The following is a 25,505-nucleotide window of genomic DNA, read 5'->3' as shown; positions in this document are numbered from 1 at the left end:
AAATAAATTATATTTGAAACTTCATCATAAACTATTATGATGAAGTTTTTTTTTGAATTATGAAAAAAGTTACACTAATTATTGTGATACTATTGTTTGCAAACGCCACCATTGTTTTTGGTCAAACTAAAGTCAGTGGCATCATTTTAGACAAATCAAATCAACCTGTATCATTTGCTAATGTACTTTTCAAAGGGTCAAACGAAGGTGTTTTGTCAAATGAAGACGGCCGCTTTTATCTGGAGTCTACTAAAAATTACACCACTTTAATTATTACATCTGTTGGGTTTTCTGATAAAGAAATGGAATTAGAAAAATTAGTCAATTATGATTTTAAAATTCAGTTAAATGGGGTTGAGGCTTTGTCTGAAGTAGTCGTCTTTAGAGGCAAAACTTCCAAAAAAAACAATCCAGCACTGGATATTCTTCGAAAAATTTGGGAAAGAAAACGTAAAAACGGATTGAATTTATTTGACCAATACCAAATGGAAAAGTACGAGAAAGTAGAATTTGATATGAATACTATTGACAGTGCTTTTATGAAAAATAAAATCTTCAGAGGAATGGAGTTTATTTTCAAACAAGTTGACACTTCTAAAATTACGGGCAAAACCTATTTACCCATTTTTGTAAACGAAGCCTTGTCAGACGTTTACGGAGACAATAAATTAAAAAAAACAAAAGAGAAACTAAAAGCTAATAAAAATTCGGGTTTTGGTAGCAACCAGCAAATTTTATCTTTTGTAAAAGATTTATATTCTGATTATGACATTTACAACAACTACCTCACTTTTTTTGACAAGAGTTTTACCAGTCCGTTATCAAAAACAGGCATAGATGTTTACAATTATGTTTTGAGAGACAGCGCATACATCGATAAAAAATGGTGTTATAATGTTTTATTCTACCCAAGGCGAAAAAATGAATTGACTTTCAAAGGAGATTTTTGGGTAAACGATACCACTTTTGCAATCAAGAATATAAATATGGCAGTTACTAAAAGTGCCAATATCAACTGGGTAAAAGAAATTTATATCGAGCAAGAATTTGAAGTGCTAAACGACTCTGTTTTTCTTTTAACCAAAGATCACATGATGTCAGATTTTGCTTTAAATAAAAAAGAAAAGTCAAAAGGGGTTTATGGAAAGCGAACTACTTTCTATCAAAATCATCAATTCAACAAAGAAAAACCAGTAGCTTTTTATAAAGAAGAAGTCAATAATAGTGAAGAAGAAATTTATAAAAAATCAGATGAATACTGGCATGAAAACCGTTTCGAGAATTTAAGTAAGGATGAATTAGGCGTTTATAAAATGCTGGACACACTGCAAACCGTCAAAAAATTTAAGCAATTGTATAATTTGGTTTCGATATTGGGAAGTGGTTATGTACAGTTTGGAAATTTCGATTTTGGACCTATTTTTTCATCATTTGGAACCAATGAAGTCGAAGGATTGCGATTGCGAGTTGGTGGAAGAACCTATTTTGGTCCTAATGATGCTTGGCGTTTGCAAGGTTATACTGCTTATGGTTTTGAGGACAATAAATTCAAATACGGATTGTCAGGAAAATGGATGATCGATAAAGTAAACCGAATTATAATCTCCGGTGGAAACCGTCGTGATATAGAACAAATAGGGGCAAGTTTAACCACTACAAATGACGTTTTAGGACGAAGTTTTGCTTCATCAGCTTTATTCACCACAGGCAGCAACGGAAAATTAACCAACATCAATTTGACCAACGTTTCTTTTGAAATCGAACCCATAAAAAATCTAACTTTTCAAACCGGATTCTCCTATAGAACATTAGCCTCTGCATCACCCACTTTCAGTTTAGATTATTACATAGATAGTACAAACACACTCACAAAAAGTGATGTCAAACAATCGGAAGTCAATGTACAAGTCGAATATACACCCAATCGAAAAACCATCGGTTATGGTGTCGAAAGAGATTTAGTTGACAGTCCATACAGTCGCTTTTTTGTTAATTTCAGTCACGGATTCAAAGGATTTTTGAACAGTGATTTTAAATATGAAAAAGTGCAACTGTATTATAAACAACCCCTAATAATTGGGCCATTAGGTCGCTCAAATGTGATTGTTGAACTCGGTAAAACATTTGGCAAAATCCCTCTGGGATTGATGAGTGTAATACCTGGGAATCAAACTTATTTCAGCATTGAAAACACCTTTAATAATTTAAATTTTTACGAATTTGTAACAGACCAATATGCTACTTTGCAATGGAATCACAACTTTGGAGGAAGACTGCTGTCCAGAATACCCTTCATGAAAAAACTCAACTGGAGAGAAATCATAGGTGTGAAAGGAGTTTACGGCACCATAACTGACCAAAACAGAGCCATTAATGCGTCAGGGTTAATTTATAATGCACCCAGCAAACCGTACTGGGAATACAGTGCTGGAATTGGAAATATTTTCAAGGTATTCCGCATAGATTTTGCTTGGCGTGGCAATTATAGAAATCTACCCGAAACCAATAATTTTAGTGTAAAAGGATCGTTTGGTTTTTATTTTTAGGAAAATTCATTGCTACATTTATAGCTTCCAGCCTTCAAAAGGCTGGAAGCTTTTGTTAAAAAAATAAACCATGCAAGAAGCCATCGAATACCTTTCGGCGAAAGATGCCGTTTTCAAACTCATCACAGATAAATATGGTTTGCCCATTATTCCAAAACGTCCTCAAGGTTTTGAAACATTGGTGTTATTAATTTTGGAACAGCAAGTATCAATTGATTCTGCAAAGGCAACTTTTATTAAAATAAAAACGAACGTTTCGGATATACAACCCGAAATACTTATTGAAATCCCAGAGGATAACTATCGAAACTTTGGCGTAAGCCGTCAAAAAACATCCTATATCAAAGCATTAGCGCTAGCAATCCTCAATAAAGACCTTGTTTTAACAAGTTTACCCAATAAATCTCCCCAGCAAGTTCGCGAAGAACTTATTAAAATAAAAGGAATTGGCAACTGGACCATCGATGTGTATTTGATGTTTTCACTTCAAGAGCCAGATTTACTGCCTCTTGGCGATATTGCTGTGATAAATACCATCAAGGAATTACTTGAAATCCATAGCAAAGAAGAAATGGAAGTTTATGCTCAAAAATGGGCACCCTATCGCTCGATGGCTACTTTTTTACTTTGGCATTATTACTTACAAAAACGAAACAGAAAAGTTGAATATTGAAATTTTTTAACAGAAAAACATATTCTCTAGTTAATGTGTTCGTTTTTTAACAACATTTTATTACTTTTGCATCCGATAAAATTTATAACAAATATTTAAATTTATGGAATCAATGATGATTTATGTGCCAATAGTTATGGCAATTATAGGATTGCTTTTTATGGCAGTTAAAAGAAGCTGGGTTTTAAAACAAGACGCTGGAGATGGCAAAATGAAAGAAATTTCAGATTATATCTACGAAGGCGCTTTAGCTTTCTTAAAAGCAGAATACAGATTATTAGCAATATTTGTAGTTTTAGCAAGTATTGTTTTGGCAGGAATTACATTTATTGTTCCTACAACACATATATTAATTGTAGTTGCTTTTGTATTTGGAGCTTTCTTTTCAGCTTTGGCTGGAAACATGGGGATGAAAATTGCAACTAAAACCAATGTTAGAACAACACAAGCTGCTCGTACCAGTTTACCACAAGCCTTAAAAGTTTCTTTTGGTGGTGGAACTGTAATGGGATTGGGAGTTGCTGGTTTGGCAGTTCTTGGTTTAACAGGTTTCTTTATTTTCTTTTTCCACTTTTTTATGGGTGGTGATTGGGCAAATGGCGGAACAGATAAAATGACAATCGTTCTAGAAACATTAGCTGGTTTCTCTCTTGGTGCTGAATCTATAGCATTATTTGCTAGAGTTGGTGGTGGTATTTATACAAAAGCTGCCGATGTTGGTGCCGATTTAGTAGGTAAAGTGGAAGCTGGTATTCCAGAAGACGACCCACGTAATCCAGCAACAATTGCAGATAACGTGGGTGACAACGTGGGTGACGTAGCCGGAATGGGTGCCGATTTATTTGGTTCGTATGTAGCAACTGTTTTAGCAGCCATGGTTTTAGGTAACTACGTTATTAAAGATATGGGCGGAAAAATTGAGGATGCTTTTGGCGGAATTGGGCCAATTTTATTACCAATGGCAATTGCAGGTTTCGGAATTTTATTCTCAATCATCGGAACAATGTTAGTTAAAATTTCAAGTAATGATGCCAAAGAAAAACAAGTTCAAATGGCCTTAAATATTGGAAACTGGGTTTCTATTATATTAACAGCAATAGCTTGTTATTTCTTAGTAGACATGATGTTGCCAAAAGTAATGACAATGTCTTTCTTTGGTGAAGGAATGATTGAAATTAAATCATTAAATGTTTTTTGGGCAACCTTAGTAGGTCTTTTTGTGGGTGGAGCTATTTCATCTGTAACAGAATACTACACCGGATTAGGAACGAAACCCGTTTTGGCAATTGTACAAAAATCGTCAACTGGAGCAGGAACAAACGTAATTGCTGGTTTAGCAACAGGTATGATTTCAACTTTTCCAACCGTATTATTATTCGCAGCAGCTATTTGGTCAACTTATGCTTTAGCAGGGTTTTACGGAGTAGCTTTAGCCGCATCAGCAATGATGGCAACAACTGCTATGCAATTAGCAATTGATGCTTTCGGTCCCATTTCTGATAATGCAGGTGGAATTGCCGAAATGAGTGAATTACCAAAAGAAGTTCGTACTCGTACAGATATTTTAGATTCAGTAGGTAACACTACAGCAGCAACTGGTAAAGGTTTCGCCATTGCTTCGGCAGCGTTAACTTCTTTAGCTTTATTCGCAGCTTATGTAACATTTACTGGAATTGACGGAATTAATATTTTCAAAGCACCAGTATTAGCCATGTTATTTATTGGAGGAATGATTCCTGTAGTGTTTTCAGCATTAGCCATGAATTCTGTTGGAAAAGCAGCCATGGATATGGTGTACGAAGTGCGTCGTCAGTTTAAAGAAATTCCAGGAATTATGGAAGGAACTGGAAAACCAGAATACGCAAAATGTGTTGACATTTCTACAAAAGCAGCGTTACGCGAAATGATGTTACCCGGAATTATGACTATTGGTTTCCCAATTGCAATTGTACTTTTAGGAAAATTAGTTTACGGAGATAACAACCAATTAATTGCTGAAATGTTAGGTGGTTATATGGCTGGAGTTACTGTTTCAGGAGTGCTTTGGGCTGTGTTCCAAAACAACGCTGGTGGTGCATGGGATAATGCTAAAAAATCTTTTGAAGCTGGAGTTATGATTAATGGTGAAATGACTTACAAAGGTTCTGATGCGCACAAAGCAGCAGTAACTGGAGATACTGTTGGAGATCCATTCAAAGATACCTCTGGACCATCAATGAATATTTTAATTAAATTAACGTGTTTGATTGGATTGGTTATCGCTCCGATTTTAGGAAATGGTCATGCAGAAGCTGCGGATAAAGTAGCAACTTGTTGTGTAGCAAATGAAAATTGTTCCTCAATGTCTAAAGAAGAATGTGAAGCGAAAGGCTGTACAAATGCAACTTGCGAATACAGTAATGTTTCAAATACAGAAGAAGTTTCAAGTAAAGAAAGTGTTACTGTTGAAATAAAAAATGATAATGGTAAAGTGATAGGTATTTACACAAAAACAATAGACGGAAAATCTACTACTCAAACTTTTGAAGGAACAGAATCCGAAGTAAAAGCGAAGCTGGATTCATTAAAATAAGATACTTTTTTTAGAAATAAAAAACGGCTTTCAAATTTTGAAAGCCGTTTTTGTTTTTTCTAATATCATTTTTTTTAAATCTTTTAATCTTACATTTTTTTAAAATATTAAGCATGTTTCCCTATTTCCCATCCATTTTTGCCGAGAAATTGTGTTGCACTTTCTATCGCTCCAGTTTCAATTATTGTTCCCATAGAATCGTTCCAACGATTTAAAAAACCAAAAAGCGAAATTACGCCAAGCATCTCAACTATTTCGCCTTCATTCCAATACTTGTACAATTCCGTTTTAATTTCATTGTTTACCCCATTTGGAATTAAAGTTGCAGCTACAGAAAAATCTAATGCAATTCTTTCTGCATCTGAAAATGAAGGATGAGTCTTATACTCCCATATATTATCTAATTGTTCTTGTGCGGCACCGTATCGTTCAGCAGCTCGAATCGTATGGGCTTGACAATAACGACAACCTGCAGCATTACTACTAACCCAACCAATCATTCTTTTAAGCGAAGAGGTAACTCGTCCTTTATTTTCCATTACAGCCATATTCAAATTGATAAAAGCTTTGGAAATTTCAGGGCGATGTTGCATCGTTAATACTGAATTGGGACAAAACCCCAAAGTTTCATTAAAAAACGCGGCTAATTTTTGAGTTTCAGCATCATGGTTCGCAGGAAGTGGATTTACTAGTGGCAAAATAGTTGTATAAATGAAAAATTTAAATAATAGTCTAAAACAATCCGTTAATTTCAGCATCAATTCTATTGATTATAGCTCCCAAATCTTCGGGATTATCAACAAAATTAATATTGTCAACATCAATAATCAATAATTTACCTTTGTCATAAGTATGAATCCAAGCTTCATATCGTTCGTTCAAACGGCTTAAATAGTCAATCGAAATCGAGTTTTCGTATTCCCGTCCACGTTTGTGAATTTGCCCAACCAGATTAGGAATTGAGCTTCTTAAATAAATTAATAAATCGGGTGCTTTAACTAATGACTCCATTAATTCAAACAAGGAAATGTAATTTTGAAAGTCGCGATTGGTCATTAAACCCATAGCGTGTAAGTTAGGAGCAAAAATATGTGCATCTTCATAAATCGTTCTGTCTTGAATGATTTTTTTGCCGCTTTCGCGAATTTGCAACACTTGACGAAAACGACTGTTCAAAAAATAAATTTGTAAATTAAACGACCATCGTTCCATTTGATGATAAAAATCATCGAGATAGGGATTGTCTACAACATCTTCAAAATGTGGTTCCCATTTGAAATGTTTTGCTAATAAGCGTGTCAATGTCGTTTTTCCTGCGCCGATGTTTCCTGCTACTGCTACATGCATTATGGTAAAATGATTTTAAAATTTGTAATTCCTTCTGTTGTAAAAATAGATAAAATTTGGTCTCTGTATTGAAATTTCATAAAGGTTTTTTTATCAAAATCGATTAATGTAGACTTATTATCGTTTAAAGTATAATAAAACAAATTAGTATTGTTTTTGTAAAGGACAGCCTTACTCGAAATTACTTGAAATTGGTCAAAAACGGGAAGTTTTCCCATAGTTGTTATTTTTCCAAAAGCAGTACAAGAATATAAATCATTTTTTTCGTCAATCCAATAAAAAGTATTAAAATCAGTTTCATAATGCATAAAAGTTCCTTGAAACGAAGGCGTTATGGATTGGAAAGTGTTTTTTAAATAATCAAAAAGCCCTATTTCTTGAGTTAAATTATTATAAATCCAAAGTCGGTTTTGGGTAGCAATTCCAGTTGCAGTTGCATTTATGGGGAAATTATTTTCGGAGAAATTTATTTTTTGAGTTTCATTCAACTGATTATCGAGTAAAACAACAGTATTAAAATTTTCATAGAACAACACAATATTCAAAGGATTTTGCAAATCGACACGAGTGATTTTGCCTAAAGAAATGTTTCTATATTGCCACAACTCGGTTGTACTTTGCTTAAATAAAATATCATTTTTAACGAAATGCAGGTTTTCTAAACCATCATAACCAATAAAAGTATCAGCCGCAAGAGATTTGTTAGTCAATACGGTAGCCGTCAAATTTTGGGTCTGACAAAAACTCACAAAGCTAAACGGGAATACTAATAATAAAATTATTTTTTTCATGGTTGGCTAAATTACATTAAACCTTTTAAATTTCCTTTTGTCAAACTATATAATTTTTAACAAAAATTTGGTAACAAAAATATTTTTGAATAACCATATTTGCTTCATCAATCATCTAAATAAAATAGTATGTTCAAAATCATTTTTACTTTAGCATTTATGTTAGCTGCTCATTTTGGACTTAGAGCGCAAGAGTTTCAAGGCATGGCAGTTTACGAATCAAAAACAAGTACTGCCGATTTTAAATCTAGATTTGAAGGAAACAAAGACATTACTCCCGAAATGCAAAAAAATATCGAAGAGCGAATGAAAAAAATGTTCGAAAAAACATTCATCCTTAACTTCGATAAAGCAGCATCTATTTATAAAGAAGAAGAGAAACTCGATGCTCCAGGGCAAAGCGGTGGCGGTATGAGAATGATGTCATCCATGATGGGTGGAGGAGGAACGTATTATAAAAATGTAAAAAACAAAACCTATATTGTTGATAAAGAATTTATGGGTAAGGAGTTTTTAATCAAAGATTCCCTTTCTAATTTTAACTGGAAAATGGAAGGCGAAACCCGATTAATTGGAGGTTACAATTGTTTCAAAGCAACCGCAATTCGTCCAGCGAGTAAAACCGATTTTAGAAATTTTAGACCTAAAAAAGAAGAAACTAAAAAAGCAGATTCTACTGCAACAGCTTCAAAAGAAAAAAAGACCAACTTCATGGACGGAATCGAAATGCCCAAAGAAATAACAGTTACCGCTTGGTATACGCCAGAAATACCAGTAAATCAAGGGCCAGAAGGCTATTGGGGTTTGCCTGGTTTAATCCTCGAGGTAAACGATGGGAAAACTATTATTTTATGTTCTAAAATTGTTTTGAATCCAAAAGATAAAGCAAACATAAAAGCATCTACAAATGGGAAAGAAATTTCACAAACCGATTATGATGAAACCGTAGTAAAAAAAATGAAGGAAATGCAAGAAATGAATCAAGGTCGTGGCAATGGTGGTCATGGAGGAATGCAAATTAGAATAGGCGGATAAAAATTCGGCAAACTATTTACTATTTTTTAAAATTTCTTTCATGAAAAAAATGCTACTTTTTGCTCTACTTTTTATTTCAACTATAAGTTTTTCCCAATCCATAAAATTTGACGGAATTATTTCTGACATCAAAGCTGTTCCGCTAGAAATGGCAAATGTAATGGCGGTCAATCTCGACACCAAAGCGATGGATTCGTATGCAATTACAAACGACAAAGGAAAATTTGTACTCACGCTAAAGCAAAATACCAATTACAGTATTAAATTGAGTTACCTAGGAATGCAAAATAAAGAAATTAGCATTGTTACTACTACTGAAAATATAACCAGAACAATCACTCTTGAAGAAGGTGGAATAGAATTGCAAGGCGTTGAAATTGTTAGAGAAATGCCTGTTTCTATCAAAGGCGATACGATTGTTTACAACGCAGACTCTTTTAAAACTGGAACCGAACGTAAATTGGAAGACATCCTTAAAAAATTACCTGGAGTCGAAGTAAATGCCGATGGTGAAGTCGAAGTGGAAGGCAAGAAAGTGTCAAAATTAATGGTTGAAGGCAAAGATTTTTTTGATGGCGACACAAAACTTGCTTTAAAAAACATTCCTGCGGATGCTATAGATAAAGTGCAAGTATTAAGAAATTACAACGAAGTTGGCGCTTTGAAAGGCTTAGGAAATGACCAAGACAATGTTGCCATGAATATCAAATTAAAATCAGGAAAGAAAAACTTTTGGTTTGGTGATATTACTGCTGGAGCTGGACCTAACGAGCGCTATATTGTAAACCCGAAATTATTTTACTACAGCCCAAAATACAGTGTAAATTTTATTACTAATTTTAACAACATAGGTGAATTACCGCTTACAATTCAAGATTATTTCAAACTAACTGGCGGTTTTAGAAATCCAAATCAAAAAGGCGGTTCTAATTTTAATGTTTCTTCAAACAATTTAGGAATTTCACTTCTGAGAAACAACAGAGCTAAAGAAATCGAAACACAGTTTGGCGCTACAAACTTTGCTTATAATGTTACTAAAGCATGGAGCATTTCTGGTTTTGGAATTCTCTCTTCGTCTCTGAATGATATTGAAACGAAGTCGCAAAGCACCATTTTATCAAGCGGTGTTAAACAAAATAGCCAAGAATCAAATAAACAAAAAAACAATTTAGGATTGTTCAAGTTGAGTTCTTCTTACAAACCCAATGCTAAGTTTCAGTTTGATTACGATGTGTTGTCAAAACTTTCTAAACAAGACGAGAATAATAGTTTGATACGGCAAACCATTATAGGAAATACAGCTGCAACCGAAGACATATTTACTCAAAAAAAGCAAGACCCAACATCAGTAAATCAAAGCCTTAGCTTGTATTATACCCAAAGTGATAAAAATATTTTTGCCTTTGAAATGCAACATTTATATCAAGACGAAAATCCTTTTTATAATGCCAACTTACAAACCCAACCCTTTAATTTATCGGGCTATACTTCAGGTCAAAACCGAAATGATTTAAATCAAAACCGATTTGTAAAAACCAATAAAATTGATAGCAAACTAGATTATTACTATATGGTTACGCCCAAAAGTAATATTAATATCACCATAGGAAATACCAATTCCTTTCAAAATTTCAACTCCCACATTTTCCAGATTTTAGACAATAACACCACTAATGATTTAGACAATCCTGAGAACAACAATCGTGTAAAATATAGTTTTAATGATGTGTTTTTAGGATTGCATTATAAAATATTATCCGGAAAATTTACATTTACACCCGGAGTAAGTGTGCATTCCTATAACACAAACAACCAGCAATTAGGTTCCAATTTTTCTCAAAATTTTTCAAAAATTCTTCCTGATTTTTTCGCCCTTTATCAAATGAAAAAAGCCGAAACATTGACCTATAATTTCTCGTTAACCAATGATTTTACGGACATAAATCAACTGGCTAATGGGTATGTTTTATCCAGCTACAGCAATTTGTTTCGTGGCAATAGATTGTTAGAAAACGCCACTTCGCAAGCACATTCTTTGCGGTATTTTAAATACAACATGTTCAATTTCGAAAATATTTTTGCCAATATAAATTACAATAAAAAAGTTGATGCCATAAAAACTAGAGCTAGTTTTGCGGGAATTAATCAATCATCAACACCTTTTAATTCAAATTTTGCCGATGAGACTTTCTCTGGAATGGGAAGTTATGGCCGTTCTTTTTTAAAGAATTATAAAGCATCAGTAAACGTGAATTTTAATTGGTCAAAGTTTAATAATATTCAAAATAATTTGGACGTAACCACAGAGAGTTTTACAAAGAGTTACACTTTTAAAGCTTCGACAAATTTTAAAAACATGCCTAATATTGAATTAGGTTATAACAAGTCTATAAATGATTATCAAGGCAGAAAATTTTATACTGAGAAGCCCTCGGCTAGACTTGATTATTTCTTTCTAAAAAGCTTTTCATTTGTAACCGAGTACGAATTTTATCATTATACAAACAGCGACAAAACGGTTGATAATGAGTATGATTTTTTGAGCACAAGTTTGATTTATCAAAAGAAAGACAGCAAGTGGGAATATAAAATTGCAGCAACAAACCTATTAAATACTACATCATTAAACGACGATAATTTTTCGCAATTTTCTACAAGAACAACACAATATGTAGTGCAACCAAGGTATTTGATATTCTCTTTAAAGTATAATTTGTAATCTAATTTCTTAAAGATTTTTATTTTTTAATATCCACCAACACTTTAATTTGGTATAGGTCAATTGTTTTTTTCGCGCCTTCCTTTTTGCCACTTACGTTGAGGTAAGTAATAAAAACAGTATATTTTGAAGTTTCAATTTTTTGTGTAACCTTTTCGTTTGTATTATCATTACGACCAAAAACGGAATTTTTATTTACAAAATCAACAATTCGCAACGGAATAATATCTTGATTGATTTGCAAATCTAAACCGTACTCTTTTTCTAAAGATTTGATAGAGTAAGTTTTATCATCTATTTTGATGATTTCATTACCTTCTAAATTATTATTTTTTGAAATTGAAAACGACAAGTCAAAACCATGAATATTTTCTATACTACTTTGGTCATTTTCATAAAAATTATAATTAAAGTCGGTATCATTTTTAGTCTCATAACTTGAGCGATATTCATACCCTAAAGCTTCCATGATTTGGGGTGAATTTGGGTCTTTGTCTTTTTTTAGTAGTGTTTTCAGTTTGTCATTTGTATAAGGTAATAGAATTTTTGCGCCATAATTTTTTTCAAGAAAATCAACAATACTACTCAAATCCTGCTCTTGTTCGAAAGTGAGTTTTTCTTTTTGAGGTTTTTGTAAATAGGTTTCAAATCTAGAAAGTTGACTTTTTTTAGAAACGGCATCCGCACTTTGTGGACCAATAATGGTGAGCAAAGCGGTTAGAGACATGCTGATAGGAATGAATTTTATTTTGGGTTGTTTTTGGATTAAAAAATAGGCTACAACCAGTGTTAACCAGATGGATAATGACAATACATAATAGCGTTCGTGGGTAAATCCATAAAGATGAATTCGATATAAAATTGCCCAAAATAAGAGCCCTAAAAGTGGAATTAACAAATAATAAAACCAACGGTTAAAGGTTCGCATCCAAAGATTTCCAACTTGGTTTGCAATAGGATGAACCAATAAAAAAGAGAGAATTCCAAAAATTGCAAACACCAAAACCAGATACGAAACCCAGCCAACAGGCAAAGAAAGCGTCGCTAAAATTTTGGTTTCATAACAAATCAAAATCACTAAATAGAGACTTATCAATGGTAATAAAACATATTGGGTGAAACTTTTAAGCCCTTTAGGATAATTCAAAGTCAGTGGTATTTCTTCATTATTCGTTTCAGGAACACCACTCAAAAAGAAAATAGTATTAAAAACACCTGCAATAGTAAAAAACAAATGCGCATAAATCATATCATAAAAAGTAACATTAAACAAGTTTGTAACTGCCGAAATGGCAAGTGCTAAGCCTACATAAAGTACACCACTATACAAACCAGAAGTTAGGATGCGTATAAAAAGTTGCTTGTTGAACTCCCAGAATTCTTCTTGCTGATACGTTTTTGGCAAAAAGCCAGCAAATGAAACCAATAAATGCAGCGCAATATTAAGTGCCAAAAACTGCATTATTTCTACTTCTGTAATTTTCTCCGAAAAGCTAAATACAAATGCAGTTACCAAGCCACCAAGCACTAAACAAGTCAAAAACCGAATCCAAATGTTTTTTACTTTGGACTCAAAATACAAACTAACCGATAGAAATAAGACCAAACACAAAGAGCAACTCATGATTGCTTTTGTATACAATTCTCTCAAATCGTCGTTGTCGCTGGTGTATTTTAATTCCGAAAGCAAGATGGCGAAAACAGTCCCAAAAAGAGTGATAATAGTTTCTAGTGGGAATCTAGAGATGGTTTTTTGTGTTGTAATCAACACGCTTTGTATTGAAGGAAATTTAGCCATTTTTTGGGATTTATATTTCTGTTAAAGATAGAAAAATTTGGTATAAAGCCAAAAAAACCTGACTTGTGATTATGTCAGGTTTTTGTATTTTTCTTTGTGTCCCGAGGCTTCGGGATTTGCGAAAACTTCGAACTCGTTACGGTTAAATTTTACAATCCAAAAGCAGTTTTCACTTGATCTACAAAATCTAATTTCTCCCAAGTAAACAATTCAACGGTAACCGTTTTTGTGTTTCCTCCTGGAGCATTAAAAGTTTTAGTAACCATTTCTGATTTACGTCCCATGTGTCCGTATGCTGCAGTTTCACTGTATATTGGGTTTCTTAATTTCAAACGTTGCTCAATAAAGTAAGGACGCATATCAAAAATAGCTTCTACTTTTTTAGCAATTTCACCATTAGTCATATTTACTTTGCTTGTTCCGTAAGTTTCAACAAAAATCCCCATTGGTTTTGCAACTCCAATTGCGTACGAAACTTGTACTAAAATTTCGTCAGCAACACCTGCAGCAACAAGATTTTTAGCAATATGACGTGTAGCATAAGCAGCACTTCTATCCACTTTACTTGGGTCTTTTCCGGAGAAAGCGCCGCCACCATGTGCGCCTTTTCCGCCGTAAGTGTCCACAATAATTTTTCTTCCTGTAAGACCTGTATCTCCATGTGGACCACCAATCACAAATTTACCAGTAGGATTGATATGGTATTGAATTTTATCGTTGAATAAATGGGCGTATTGTGGATTGCTTTTGATGATTCGTGGAATTAAAATCCCAACTAAATCACTTTTGATTTTGGCTAACATCGCAGCTTCTTCATCAAAATCATCGTGCTGTGTAGAGATTACAATAGCATCAATTCGAGACGGTTTGTTGTTATCATCATATTCTAAAGTTACTTGTGATTTTGCATCAGGACGCAAATAAGTGATTTCGTTATTCTCGCGACGCAAAACGGCTAATTCTTGCAATAATTTGTGTGATAAATCAAGTGCAAGTGGCATGTAATCAACGGTTTCATTGGTTGCATAACCAAACATCATTCCTTGATCTCCAGCACCTTGATCTTCTGGATTTTTACGTTCAACACCTTGATTGATATCCCCAGATTGTTCATGAATTGCAGAGAGTACACCACAAGAATTGGCTTCAAACATATATTCACTCTTGGTGTAACCAATTTTTTTGATAACATCACGAGCAATTTGTTGTACATCTAAATACGTTGACGACTTTACTTCGCCAGCCAGAATAACTTGTCCTGTAGTAACTAATGTTTCGCAAGCTACTTTTGAAGTTGGGTCAAATGCCAAAAAATTATCGATTAACGCATCACTAATTTGATCTGCTACTTTGTCTGGATGTCCTTCACTCACCGACTCTGACGTAAATAAATAAGCCATAACTAAAAATATTATTTAATTTAAAAATTAATTGACGAAGAAAAATTAGAATTGCAGTCGAAAAACTAAAGAAGAATACCTGCTTTAGCTTTTTTATAATACTGAGTTTATTTCAGTATCTGAGGTTGCAATCAGTTCAAATTATTCCTCTTGTTTTCGTGTGCAAAGGTATGAAACTGTTTTGAATTGCAAATTAATCTTAACTTTTTTTTATTTGAATTTACAAAATCATAATTCACCTGAAAATCCGAAGGTTAAGTTAATGTTACAACTTTATTAATTTTTTTAAAATGTTTGGATATGTAAATAAAAGGTTGCAAATTTGTACTAACAAAAAAGGGAAAATGAAATTTAATGTGTGTAATATGTCGAAAGCCATTCAGGAAAAATCCTGTGGGTCGTTTATTGCATAATTTTAAATTAAAATTATACAGCAAAAAGCTTCCCAGATAACGGGAAGCTTTTTTTTTGAATACTAACTATACAATAGGGTAATGAAAAATTTAAAATCACAACAAATGAATGCGTTTACTGTCAAATCAATGATTTGTGCAAAAGCCGTGTCATGCATTAAGGTCTGTTGATTCCAAATAAAAAGTATAAGTAAAACACTTAAAACCCTTTTGGAATCGTATCTAAAAGGGTTTTTTTATTCAATGCAAAAACAAAACTAAAACATAATATCATGAAAACACTAAACTTTTTCTCAAAAAAAATACACTTGCTTAAAAATTTTAAAACAAAATTTAAAAAGCAAACAGTACCAAAAACGGAATCAAATACACTGCTTAAACAAATGTATTCTGATGATAATGAAACCCTATTTATTTAAATACAATTGTATTCACAAAAAAAGCGTGATAGGTTGTGTCAATTTCTGACGCAACTTATTACTGTCTTTTACTTTTAAATAAAAAACCAACAAAAGTTAATTTGGTTTTTTAAAATAATAGTAGTTAATTTGTGCCTTTAAGTTCACATCCGTATTGAAATGTTATAAAGAAAGCCCGAGGGAATAGACCCGATGAAAGCTTAGCAACCTACGCCACAATCGAAAGGTGCTACATTCTATTCGCCGCGGCGAAGAAGATAACAATAAGAATTCCTCTAGTTTACTTCTAGTTTTTCTTTCTAATATTTCCAGGTACAAATCAAAAATTACAAAAGATTTGAAAATTGGAAAATAAATTATCCCACATTGCATTGCAAAATTTCACCACCGAAAGCGGTGTAATTTATCCTATAATCCATTTGAGTTATCAATCTTTTGGACCAGAAATAAAAGCGGCTCCAATAGTTTTAGTCAATCATGCCTTGACTGGAAACTCCCAAGTTATTGGCGAAAACGGTTGGTGGAACGACTTAATTGGTAAAAACAAAACCATCGATATTCATAAATATACGATACTATGTTTTAATGTTCCTGGAAATGGTTTCGACGGAAATACCATAAAAAATTATTTAGATTTTAATACCAGAGATATTGCTAGACTTTTTATTGAAGGAATTAAATTTCTTAAAATCAAACAATTATTTGCCATCATTGGCGGTTCGGTTGGTGGCGGAATTGCATGGGAAATGGTCGCAATTGAGCCTAAATTGACCCAAAATTTAATCCCAATTGCATCCGATTGGAAATCGACAGATTGGTTGATTGCCAATTGTTATTTGCAAGAAAAAATATTGAACAATTCCTCAAAACCTATCGAAGATGCGCGTATTCACGCTATGTTGTGTTACCGAACTCCCGAGTCGTTTAAAGAAAAATTTCAGCGCACATCTACGGATTCTTCTGAAACTTTTCAAGTCGAAAGTTGGCTGAATCATCATGGTGAAAAACTCCAAAAACGGTTCCAGCTTTCGGCTTATAAAATGATGAATCAGTTGCTAAAAACGATTGATATTACTAGAAACAATACTTCTTTTGAAGCAGTAATTACCGAAGTAGAAGCTAATATTTATATTATAGGAATTAATTCGGACTTATTTTTTACAGCGAATGAAAACCGAGAAACCTATCACGAAATCAAAAAATTTAAAAATAATGTATTCTATAGCGAAATCGATTCCCAACACGGACACGATGCGTTTTTAATGGAGTACGATCAATTAAACAACCTATTGGATGTTGTTTTTAAAAATAAAAAAGACAAAATGAAAATATTAAAATTTGGCGGAAAATCATTAGCCAACGGCGATGGAATAAATAAAGTTTTCGATATTATTATCGACAAAAAAAACAAAGGCGAAAACATAGCTGTAGTAGTTTCGGCACGAGGAAATGCAACCGATGAGCTAGGTGATATTTTGACAATTGCCGCAAAAAACGGAAATTATAAACCCCTTTTAGAAAGCTTCAAAACCTACCAACAAGATTGTTATACCAATGTAAATCTATCCGAAGAATTCGAAAAATTAGATAAGCTTTTCGAAGGTGTAAGTTTGATTTGTGATTTTAGTGCAAAAATAAAAGATCAAATTCTGGCACAAGGCGAACTGCTTTCGGCAAAATTAATCGCGGCGGTTTTACAGGATAAAGGAATAAATGCGCGTTTTACAGACGCAAGAGAACTTCTTAAAACCGACTCGAAATTTGGAGATGCGCATCCGTTAGAACAAGTTTCTAAGAAAAATGTTATTGCGTATTTCAAACAAAATAACGATGAAGCCATAAATATCATTACGGGTTTTATAGGTTCAAATGCAAATAATGACACCACTACTTTAGGTAGAAATGGCAGTAATTATACAGCTTCGCTTATAGCAAATTATATCGATGCCGAAGAACTTCAGAATTACACGCATGTAGACGGAATTTACACTGCAAACCCAGATTTAGTTCCAGATGCTAAAAAAATTGAGCATTTATCCTTTAATGAAGCCAATGAATTGGCCAATTTTGGAGCAACAATTTTGCATGCCAAAACGATTATTCCGTTGTTAGAAAAAAATATTCCTTTGCGTATTTTAAATACGTTCAACTACGAAAACAAAGGAACTTTAATCACTTCAAATTCAAATGCAGCAGGAATCAAAACACTTTCGGTACTCGAAAACGTATCGCTTGTAAACCTCGAAGGTAGAGGTTTGCTAGGGAAAACTGGTGTTGATGCTCGTATTTTTAAAGTAATGGGCGATAACGATATTAGCGTAAGCATTATTTCGCAAGGTTCGTCAGAACGTGGAATTGGTCTTGTCGTTGCTGCCGAAAAAGCGACCAAAGCAATGATTGCTTTAGAAAAAGAATTCGAAAATGACTTCTATTCCAAAGATGTGAACCGCATTTCCGTAACCGATGATGTATCGGTTATTTCTATCATTGGTCAGGATTTAAGTACGTTTCATAAACCCTATACAGCGCTGATAAAAAACAAAATTGTCCCCATACTTTTCAATAATACAGTGACCGGAAAAAATGTAAGTTTAGTAGTCAAAAAAGCGCAACTTCACAAAGCATTGAATGTAATTCACGGAGAAATTTTTGGGGTTTCCAAGAAAATAAACATTGCCATTTTCGGACACGGATTGGTTGGCGGTACTTTGATTAATCAAATATTAGAATCCGCTGCTGCTATCGAAAAACGTAAAGACATCAAACTGAATGTTTTTGCGATTGCAAATTCTAAAAACGTACTTTTAAACAAAAATGGAGTTTCCCCAAATTGGAAAAACGAAATACAAAACAACGGCAGTTCCTATACCATTAATGATGTTATTGCTTATGCCAATGAGCATCATTTGGAGAATTTGATTGCCATAGATAATACGGCAAGTGTAACATTTGTGGAGAATTATATTCCGTTGGCAGAAAGCAGCTTCGATTTGATTTCTTCGAATAAAGTAGCGAATACCTTGAGTTATAGTTTTTATAAAAAATTACGAAAAGTATTGGCAGACAACCAAAAAAATTATTTGTACGAAACTAATGTTGGTGCAGGTTTACCATTGATTGACACCATAAAATTATTGCATCTTTCGGGTGAAAATATCACCAAAATTAAAGGCGTTTTCTCGGGAACTTTAAGTTATTTATTCAATAATTTTTCTGCAAAAGAGGCACCGTTTAGCGAAATATTGAAAGAAGCAATCGATAACGGTTACACTGAACCCGATCCAAGAGAAGACCTTTGCGGCAATGATGTAGGTCGAAAATTATTAATTTTAGCTAGGGAATTAGATTTGCAAAACGAGTTCGAAGAAATCAATATTCAGAACCTAATCCCAGAACATTTGCGAGAAGGCAGCGTTACAGATTTTTTGACAAAACTAAAAGAATTTGACCCAATTTATGCAAAAATAAAAGAAGATCAAGAACCCAATCATGTCCTGAGATACATAGGCGAATTGTCAGGAGATTTACAAAACGACAAAGGAAATCTCGAAGTAAAATTAGTTTCCGTACCTTCGGATACCGCTTTGGGTGGATTAAAAGGGTCGGATTCGTTCTTCGAAATTTATACGGAATCTTATGGAGACAGACCAATCGTGATTCAAGGCGCAGGAGCAGGTTCAGCAGTTACAGCGAGAGGCGTTTTTGGCGATATATTGCGATTGTCGGATAAAGGGTAAGTCATTGCGAGGAACGAAGCAATCTCATATTGCAAAGTGTTCAGAAAAAAATTCGTTGAAATCTGTGTTTTTGCGACAGCAAATCCGCGTCATCAGCGTCCAAAAAAAATAAAACAATGAAAATAACATTAAATAGAGTAAACGAAAACTTCCACTTTGAACTGAAAAACGATCGTGGGCATATTGTAAATGTAGATGCACGATCTGATTTTGGCGGAAACGATAAAGGTGCAAGCCCAATGGAATTAGTATTAATGGCAGTTGCAGGTTGTAGTGCGATTGATATGATTTCGATTCTAAAAAAGCAACGCCAAGAAATCACATCTTTCAAAGCCGAAGTCGAAGGCGAACGTGTGCAAGTTGGAGAAGCAAAACCATTTAAAGATATTTACTTAGTATTTTATTTAGAAGGAAAAATAATTGCCGAAAAAGCAGCCAGAGCAGCACAACTTTCTTTCGAAAAATATTGCTCTGTTTCAAAAACAGTAGAACCAACAGCAACCATAAATTATAAAGTAGTTTTGAATGGTGAGGAATTATCCAAAAGCTAATTTCAAAATAGCATACCTACAAGGTTAAAAAACCTTGCAGGACAACCGGAATTTCCTGCAAGGTTTTTTAACCTTGTAGGTATCTAAATAACAAAAAATTATAGGTTTAAGAATATAGTGCATTAGACCTGATGTCTAAAACTTGAAACCTTAAACTTGAAACTTTTTAAACAAAAAAAATGAACAAACAAGAATTTGGGTTCGAAACCCAAGCCATACGCACCCAATTAGAACGCACTCAATATTTAGAACATTCTGTGCCTTTGTACTTAACGTCTAGTTTTGTATTTGAAGACGCCGAAGATATGCGGGCTTCATTTGCCGAAGAAAAAGAGCGCAATATTTACAGCCGATACAGCAATCCAAACACCAACGAATTTATAGAGAAAATTTGTAAAATGGAAGGAGCAGAATCGGGTTTTGCTTTTGCCTCTGGAATGGCAGCAGTATATTCTACTCTTGCAGCATTGCTTAATTCTGGGGATCATATTGTATCTGCCGGTAGTGTTTTTGGCGCGACCCATTCCTTGTTTATCAATTATTTTCCAAAGTGGAATATCGAAACAACGTATTTTGATATCAATAAACCCGAAACTATTGAAAGTTGTATAAAACCAAACACTAAAATTCTTTTTGCCGAATCGCCTACAAATCCAGCCGTAGATATAATCGATTTGGAATTATTGGGAAATATCGCCAAAAAGCACAATTTGATTTTGATTATCGACAATTGTTTTGCCACACCTTATTTACAGCAACCCATAAAATGGGGAGCACATTTGGTGGTGCACTCGGCTACAAAATTAATTGATGGACAAGGCAGAGTTTTGGGCGGAATAACTGTTGGAGATATCGAATTGATTCAAAAAATCTATTTGTTTTCTCGACTTACAGGACCATCATTATCTCCATTTAATGCTTGGGTTTTGTCAAAAAGTTTAGAGACTTTGGCCGTACGTTTAGACAGACATTGTGAAAATGCGATGAAAGTAGCCAAATTTTTAGAACAGCATCCCAACGTAAATAAAGTGAAATATCCTTTCTTGAAATCGCATCCGCAATATGAAATTGCAAAAAAACAAATGAGTTTGGGCGGAAATATTGTAGCTTTTGAAATAAAAGGCGGTCTTGAAGCCGGAAGAGCATTTTTAGACAAAATAAGATTGTGTTCACTATCACCAAATTTGGGCGATACCAGAACAATTGTTACGCATCCAGCATCAACAACTCACAGTAAATTAACAGTCGAAGAACGATTGGCAGTAAGCATTACTGATGGTTTGGTTCGTGTTTCTGTAGGATTGGAAACTGTGAAAGATGTTATTGCGGATTTGGAACAGGCTTTGACTTAATCTCATTTAGCTTTGTCAAAGTTTTAAACTTTGACAAAGCTTTGGAAATGAGGACTAAAATTTTACGATATTTGAAGTACAATTTAAAATAGTAAACATCATAAAATGCTCTCAAAAAAAACTAAATACGGAATAAAAGCATTGACTTTCTTGGCGCGCCAAGAAAACCAAACGCCAATACAAATTGCTGAAAATTTAGACTGCACAAAAATAGTTGGTTAACAAACATTGTATCACAAATCTAATTATCTTTACAACTCTTGTGAAATAATTTTACATCATTTAAAACAGTACAATGAACACAATACAAATCGATATTTTGAACCCGAAAGCCACTAAATTATTAAAAGATTTGGCTGACTTAAACCTTATTGCAATACGCAAATCTTCAAAAAATAATTTTGCAGCGGTTCTTAAAAAAATGCGTTCAAATGATGCTACTTCGCCCACTTTAGAAGAAATTGCAAAGGAAGTAGATACAGTTCGAGCAAAACGTCATGCCAAATAAAGTTGACAGAATTATTTTAGACACCAATCTTTGGATAAGTTTTTTAATTTCAAAAGATTTATCCAGACTAGATGCTATTATTTTTGAAAAAAAAGCAGTGCTAGTTTTTAGTAAAGAATTACTCGATGAGTTTTTAGAGGTAACCAAAAGACCTAAATTCAGAAAGTTTTTTTCAAAAATTGACATCGAAAATATCTTGGAAACCATTGATGAATACGCTGATTTTGTAATTATAAAATCAAAAATCACTATTTGTAGAGACCCAAAAGATAATTTCTTACTTTCATTAGCCAAAGATGGAAAAGTAGATTTTCTTTTGACAGGAGATAATGATTTGTTAGATATAAAGTTATTTGAAAAAACTTCGATAACAACAATTTCAGATTTCTTATCTTTTAAAAATCTATAAATCAGCACTCTTTATGCTCTCAAAAAAAACAAAATACGGAATAAAAGCATTGACTTTCTTGGCGCGCCAAGAAAACCAAACGCCAATACAAATTGCTGAAATAGCAAAAAGCGAACACATTTCGATAAAATTTTTAGAAAGTATCTTGTTGCTCTTGCGTCATGCCGGTTTTCTTGGAGCCAAAAAAGGAAAAGGCGGCGGTTATTACCTAATCAAAGAACCCAAAGACATCAACATGGCCATTGTGTACCGTATTCTCGAAGGACCAATTGCTTTGTTGCCTTGCGCCAGCCATAATTTTTATGAAAAATGCGACGATTGCACTGACGAAGCCGCTTGTGCGGTACGCAAACTCATGATCGAGGTTCGAGACAATACCTTGAAGATTCTTGAGAATAATTCCTTAGCAGATATTGCTTTTTAAAAAACAATAATTGCCGCAGATTCATAGATTAAAAAAAAAAAAATTTTAAATCTGCGAATCTGCGAATTTGCGGTTTGTTTTTGGTAATCTGTTTTTAAATTTTTGCTAAAAAACCAATTTATAGCCTACGAAAAATAACATTATTGCTATAGCATTTCGAAGGAATAAATCGGGTACTTTTCCGCTCAACATACTTCCTAAATAAATTCCAGGAAGCGATCCTATTAATAATTGTCCTAAAAGTCCCAAATCTAAATTTCCCATTGTGGCATGTCCTAATCCTGCAACAAGAGTTAAAGGAACAGCATGTGCTATCTCAGTCCCAACCAATCGTGGTGTTGGCAAAAGTGGATATAGAAAAAATAAAGTTACAGTTCCCAAAGCACCAGCTCCAATAGAAGTAAGGGTTACAGTTGCTCCCAGCAATACACCAATAGCGACAGTTAATACATTTTGAGTTTTGCTTTCACTATGAAACTTATCGCCAGCATGTTTCTGAGAAAATAGTAAAAGCCTTTTTTTGAACAAAATAGCCACCGATGTAAAAAGGAGTGCCCAACCCAAACTGTATTTTATTATTGAATTTACAGCTGTAATATCTGTTTTTATGCTATGTAATATCCACAAAGTAAGTACAGCAGCAGGAACACTACCTAGCGAAAGCCAACCTGTAATGGTCCAATTTATATTATTTTTTTTATGATGTACAAATACACCTCCCATTTTTGTAAAAGCAGCATACAATAAATCGGTTCCAACGGCTGTGGTTGGTGGAATTCCAAACCATAATAAAATGGGAGTCATCAATGAACCTCCTCCAACGCCTGTTAATCCCACTATGAAACCAACAGTTAAACCGGCAATAATTAAGCCTAATTGTAAATCCATAATTATAAATTTTTGTCAAAAATAATAAAATTTTATAATTATCCTATAGACATAGTAGACTTTATGAAAAATATTTTAAAACAATTATAAAATTACTATAAAAAAGACTAAAATTATTTTGTTATTTAGAAATATGTAGTATTTTTGCGAAACAATCTACTATTCCGATAGGATAATAGATTTTTACAAAAAAATAAAATGAGCAAATCAATCATAAATACTTTATTAGAAAAAACAGCCGACTTCTCTATCGAGGAAACATTTGCTTTTTTGGCTAATGAATATAAGGATAAAGTGGTTTTTTCGACTTCATTTGGACAAGAAGATCAAGTGATTACAGCTTTAATTGCCAAAAATGATTTGCCAATTACCATTTTTACGTTAGATACAGGAAGGTTATTTCAAGAAACCTACGATGTTTTTCATAAGACTTTAAAAAAATATAAAATAGACATCAAAACCTATTTTCCTGAAACAACAGCTGTTGAAAATTTGTTAAATCAAAAAGGACCAAACAGTTTCTATGAATCTGTAGAGAACAGAAAAGAGTGTTGTTTTATTCGTAAAGTAGTGCCTTTGACCAAAGCATTGAAAGGAAATGCCGTTTGGATTACTGGTTTACGAGCGGAACAATCCGAAAACAGAAACGATTTAGCTGCCTTTGAATACGATGCGCATTTCAATATTATAAAATTCAATCCATTGTTAAAATGGACTTTGAAAGAAGTCGAAGATTATTTAGATAAAAATAATGTGCCGCAAAACGCATTGCACAAGCAAGGATTTGTAAGCATAGGTTGTGCGCCGTGCACCAGAGCAATTGCACCTGGAGAAGATATCAGAGCCGGAAGATGGTCGTGGGAATCGAGTCATAAAGAATGTGGTTTGCATCAGAAATAAGGTTAGAGAGTAGAAGTTAGAAAATACAATAAAGAGTATAGAAAAAATAATAATAGTTTAGAGATTTTAATAAAGGGTGCAACCTTAAACTTTTAAACTTTAAACTTTTAAACTAATAAATATGAGTTCAATATTAAAAACAAATGCTCTCGAAAGCGAAGCAATTTATATATTCAGAGAAGTGATTTCTCAATTTGACAAACCAGTTTTGCTTTTCTCTGGCGGAAAAGATTCCATTACATTAGTACGTTTAGCACAAAAAGCATTTTTTCCAGCAAAGATTCCTTTTCCGTTATTACACGTTGATACGGGACATAATTTTCCGGAAACTATTGAGTTCAGAGACCGATTAGTGGCCGAATTAGGATTAGAATTAATTGTTCGAAATGTACAAGATGCTATTGATGAAGGAAAAGTAGTCGAAGAAACAGGAAGATATTCTAGCAGAAATGTGTTGCAAACAACAACGCTTTTGGACGCAATTGAAGAATTCAAATTTGATGCTTGCATCGGTGGTGCACGTCGCGACGAAGAAAAAGCTAGAGCCAAAGAACGTATTTTCTCGGTTCGGGATGATTTTGGACAATGGGACGAAAAAAACCAACGCCCAGAATTATTTGATTTATTGAATGGAAAAATTGAAAACGGACAAAACGTGCGTGTTTTTCCAATTTCGAATTGGACAGAACTCGATGTTTGGAGTTATATCGAAGAGGAGCAAATCGAAATTCCGTCGATCTATTTTTCGCACAAGCGTAAAACATTTTTGCGTGATGGATTAATATGGTCGCATTCGCCGTTTGTTTATCAAGAAGAAGACGAAGAAATCGAAGAACGAATTGTTCGTTTTAGAACCGTTGGCGATATGAGTTGCACTGCAGCAGTTGAGTCGTATGCAGCAACCATTCAAGAAGTCGTAGGCGAAATTAGAACTTCAACCATTTCTGAAAGAGGCGCAAGAATCGATGACAAACGTTCCGAAGCTGCAATGGAAAAAAGGAAACAACAAGGGTATTTTTAGAA

The 25,505-nt window shown here is 33.7% G+C and carries 19 protein-coding genes, 1 pseudogene and 1 riboswitch; of the genes and pseudogenes, 14 read left to right on the top strand and 6 right to left on the bottom strand.

The genetic code is table 11. The annotated features are described in order from the left end of the window. The first annotated feature begins 59 nt into the window (after positions 1-59). The 3 genes from RMO53_RS08760 to RMO53_RS08750 all read left to right on the top strand — a co-directional run bounded on the left by RMO53_RS08760 (position 60) and on the right by RMO53_RS08750 (position 5,791). Positions 60-2,546, top strand: a complete 2,487-nt coding sequence (locus tag RMO53_RS08760) for a DUF5686 family protein (RefSeq protein WP_310379742.1) — start codon at positions 60-62, stop codon at positions 2,544-2,546. Between the two features lie 70 nt (positions 2,547-2,616). Beyond that, positions 2,617-3,219, top strand: a complete 603-nt coding sequence (locus RMO53_RS08755) for a DNA-3-methyladenine glycosylase 2 family protein (protein WP_310379741.1) — start codon at positions 2,617-2,619, stop codon at positions 3,217-3,219. A 103-nt stretch (positions 3,220-3,322) separates the two neighbouring features. Continuing rightward, positions 3,323-5,791: a sodium-translocating pyrophosphatase gene (locus RMO53_RS08750; RefSeq protein ID WP_310379740.1), complete on the top strand. Its 2,469-nt coding sequence runs from the start codon at positions 3,323-3,325 to the stop codon at positions 5,789-5,791. A gap of 107 nt (positions 5,792-5,898) precedes the next feature. Here the strand turns inward: RMO53_RS08750 and RMO53_RS08745 are convergent, their stop codons facing one another. Genes RMO53_RS08745 through RMO53_RS08735 form a run of 3 tightly spaced genes read right to left on the bottom strand, consistent with a single transcriptional unit; the run spans position 5,899 to position 7,929 of the window. Next, a complete protein-coding gene (locus RMO53_RS08745; protein WP_310379738.1) occupies positions 5,899-6,489 on the bottom strand; it encodes a carboxymuconolactone decarboxylase family protein in 591 nt (196 codons plus the stop codon). A 34-nt stretch (positions 6,490-6,523) separates the two neighbouring features. Further along, entirely contained in the window at positions 6,524-7,138 is a 615-nt protein-coding gene (locus RMO53_RS08740) for a deoxynucleoside kinase (RefSeq protein ID WP_310379736.1), read from the bottom strand. After that, entirely contained in the window at positions 7,138-7,929 is a 792-nt protein-coding gene (locus RMO53_RS08735; protein ID WP_310379735.1) for a hypothetical protein, read from the bottom strand. Before RMO53_RS08735 ends, RMO53_RS08740 begins: the two co-directional genes overlap by 1 nt. Before the next feature lie 129 nt (positions 7,930-8,058). Here RMO53_RS08735 and RMO53_RS08730 point away from each other — a divergent pair, with 129 nt between their 5' ends. Both RMO53_RS08730 and RMO53_RS08725 read left to right on the top strand, forming a co-directional pair. Further along, positions 8,059-8,964 carry a GLPGLI family protein gene (locus RMO53_RS08730; protein WP_310379734.1) on the top strand — a complete coding sequence of 302 codons (906 nt, stop codon included), beginning with the start codon at positions 8,059-8,061 and terminating at the stop codon, positions 8,962-8,964. Between the two features lie 40 nt (positions 8,965-9,004). Next, positions 9,005-11,683 carry a TonB-dependent receptor gene (locus RMO53_RS08725; protein ID WP_310379732.1) on the top strand — a complete coding sequence of 893 codons (2,679 nt, stop codon included), beginning with the start codon at positions 9,005-9,007 and terminating at the stop codon, positions 11,681-11,683. Between the two features lie 19 nt (positions 11,684-11,702). Here the strand turns inward: RMO53_RS08725 and RMO53_RS08720 are convergent, their stop codons facing one another. Together RMO53_RS08720 and metK are read right to left on the bottom strand one after the other, a co-directional pair. Continuing rightward, positions 11,703-13,481 carry a DUF4153 domain-containing protein gene (locus tag RMO53_RS08720; RefSeq protein WP_310379730.1) on the bottom strand — a complete coding sequence of 593 codons (1,779 nt, stop codon included), beginning with the start codon at positions 13,479-13,481 and terminating at the stop codon, positions 11,703-11,705. A gap of 149 nt (positions 13,482-13,630) precedes the next feature. Continuing rightward, positions 13,631-14,881, bottom strand: coding sequence for a methionine adenosyltransferase (gene metK / locus RMO53_RS08715; protein ID WP_310379729.1), 1,251 nt, complete (start codon positions 14,879-14,881; stop codon positions 13,631-13,633). A 991-nt stretch (positions 14,882-15,872) separates the two neighbouring features. Then, positions 15,873-15,977, top strand: a riboswitch (SAM riboswitch). 80 nt (positions 15,978-16,057) lie between these two features. Between metK and thrA the strand changes: the two genes are divergently transcribed. The 7 genes and pseudogenes from thrA (at position 16,058) to RMO53_RS08680 (ending at position 22,694) form a co-directional block, all read left to right on the top strand. Further along, the gene (gene thrA / locus RMO53_RS08710) at positions 16,058-19,450 is read left to right on the top strand and encodes a bifunctional aspartate kinase/homoserine dehydrogenase I (protein ID WP_310379727.1); all 3,393 of its coding nucleotides are present in this window, start codon (positions 16,058-16,060) and stop codon (positions 19,448-19,450) included. A gap of 116 nt (positions 19,451-19,566) precedes the next feature. Then, the gene (locus tag RMO53_RS08705; RefSeq protein WP_310379725.1) at positions 19,567-20,001 is read left to right on the top strand and encodes an OsmC family protein; all 435 of its coding nucleotides are present in this window, start codon (positions 19,567-19,569) and stop codon (positions 19,999-20,001) included. A gap of 179 nt (positions 20,002-20,180) precedes the next feature. Then, positions 20,181-21,353: an aminotransferase class I/II-fold pyridoxal phosphate-dependent enzyme gene (locus tag RMO53_RS08700; protein ID WP_310379723.1), complete on the top strand. Its 1,173-nt coding sequence runs from the start codon at positions 20,181-20,183 to the stop codon at positions 21,351-21,353. A gap of 105 nt (positions 21,354-21,458) precedes the next feature. After that, positions 21,459-21,545 (top strand): annotated as a pseudogene (locus RMO53_RS08695) (transcriptional regulator); the annotation flags it as partial. Between the two features lie 103 nt (positions 21,546-21,648). Next, the gene (locus RMO53_RS08690) at positions 21,649-21,861 is read left to right on the top strand and encodes a hypothetical protein (protein WP_310379721.1); all 213 of its coding nucleotides are present in this window, start codon (positions 21,649-21,651) and stop codon (positions 21,859-21,861) included. Continuing rightward, positions 21,851-22,270, top strand: a complete 420-nt coding sequence (locus RMO53_RS08685) for a putative toxin-antitoxin system toxin component, PIN family (RefSeq protein WP_310379720.1) — start codon at positions 21,851-21,853, stop codon at positions 22,268-22,270. The genes RMO53_RS08690 and RMO53_RS08685 overlap by 11 nt, the downstream gene beginning before the upstream one ends. A gap of 13 nt (positions 22,271-22,283) precedes the next feature. Beyond that, positions 22,284-22,694, top strand: coding sequence for an Rrf2 family transcriptional regulator (locus RMO53_RS08680; RefSeq protein WP_310379718.1), 411 nt, complete (start codon positions 22,284-22,286; stop codon positions 22,692-22,694). Between the two features lie 105 nt (positions 22,695-22,799). Here RMO53_RS08680 and RMO53_RS08675 read toward each other — a convergent pair whose 3' ends face one another. Continuing rightward, positions 22,800-23,582, bottom strand: coding sequence for a sulfite exporter TauE/SafE family protein (locus RMO53_RS08675; RefSeq protein ID WP_310379716.1), 783 nt, complete (start codon positions 23,580-23,582; stop codon positions 22,800-22,802). Positions 23,583-23,780: 198 nt separating this feature from the next. Here RMO53_RS08675 and RMO53_RS08670 point away from each other — a divergent pair, with 198 nt between their 5' ends. Both RMO53_RS08670 and cysD read left to right on the top strand, forming a co-directional pair. Next, the gene (locus RMO53_RS08670; RefSeq protein WP_310379714.1) at positions 23,781-24,482 is read left to right on the top strand and encodes a phosphoadenylyl-sulfate reductase; all 702 of its coding nucleotides are present in this window, start codon (positions 23,781-23,783) and stop codon (positions 24,480-24,482) included. 121 nt (positions 24,483-24,603) lie between these two features. Then, positions 24,604-25,503: a sulfate adenylyltransferase subunit CysD gene (cysD, locus tag RMO53_RS08665; RefSeq protein ID WP_310379712.1), complete on the top strand. Its 900-nt coding sequence runs from the start codon at positions 24,604-24,606 to the stop codon at positions 25,501-25,503. Positions 25,504-25,505: the final 2 nt, after the last annotated feature.

This window comes from Flavobacterium sp., assembly GCF_031409475.1.
Lineage (GTDB): Bacteria > Bacteroidota > Bacteroidia > Flavobacteriales > Flavobacteriaceae > Flavobacterium.
The sequence above is the reverse complement of the archived record's forward strand: the minus strand, read 5'-3'. Positions and strand labels throughout refer to the sequence as shown.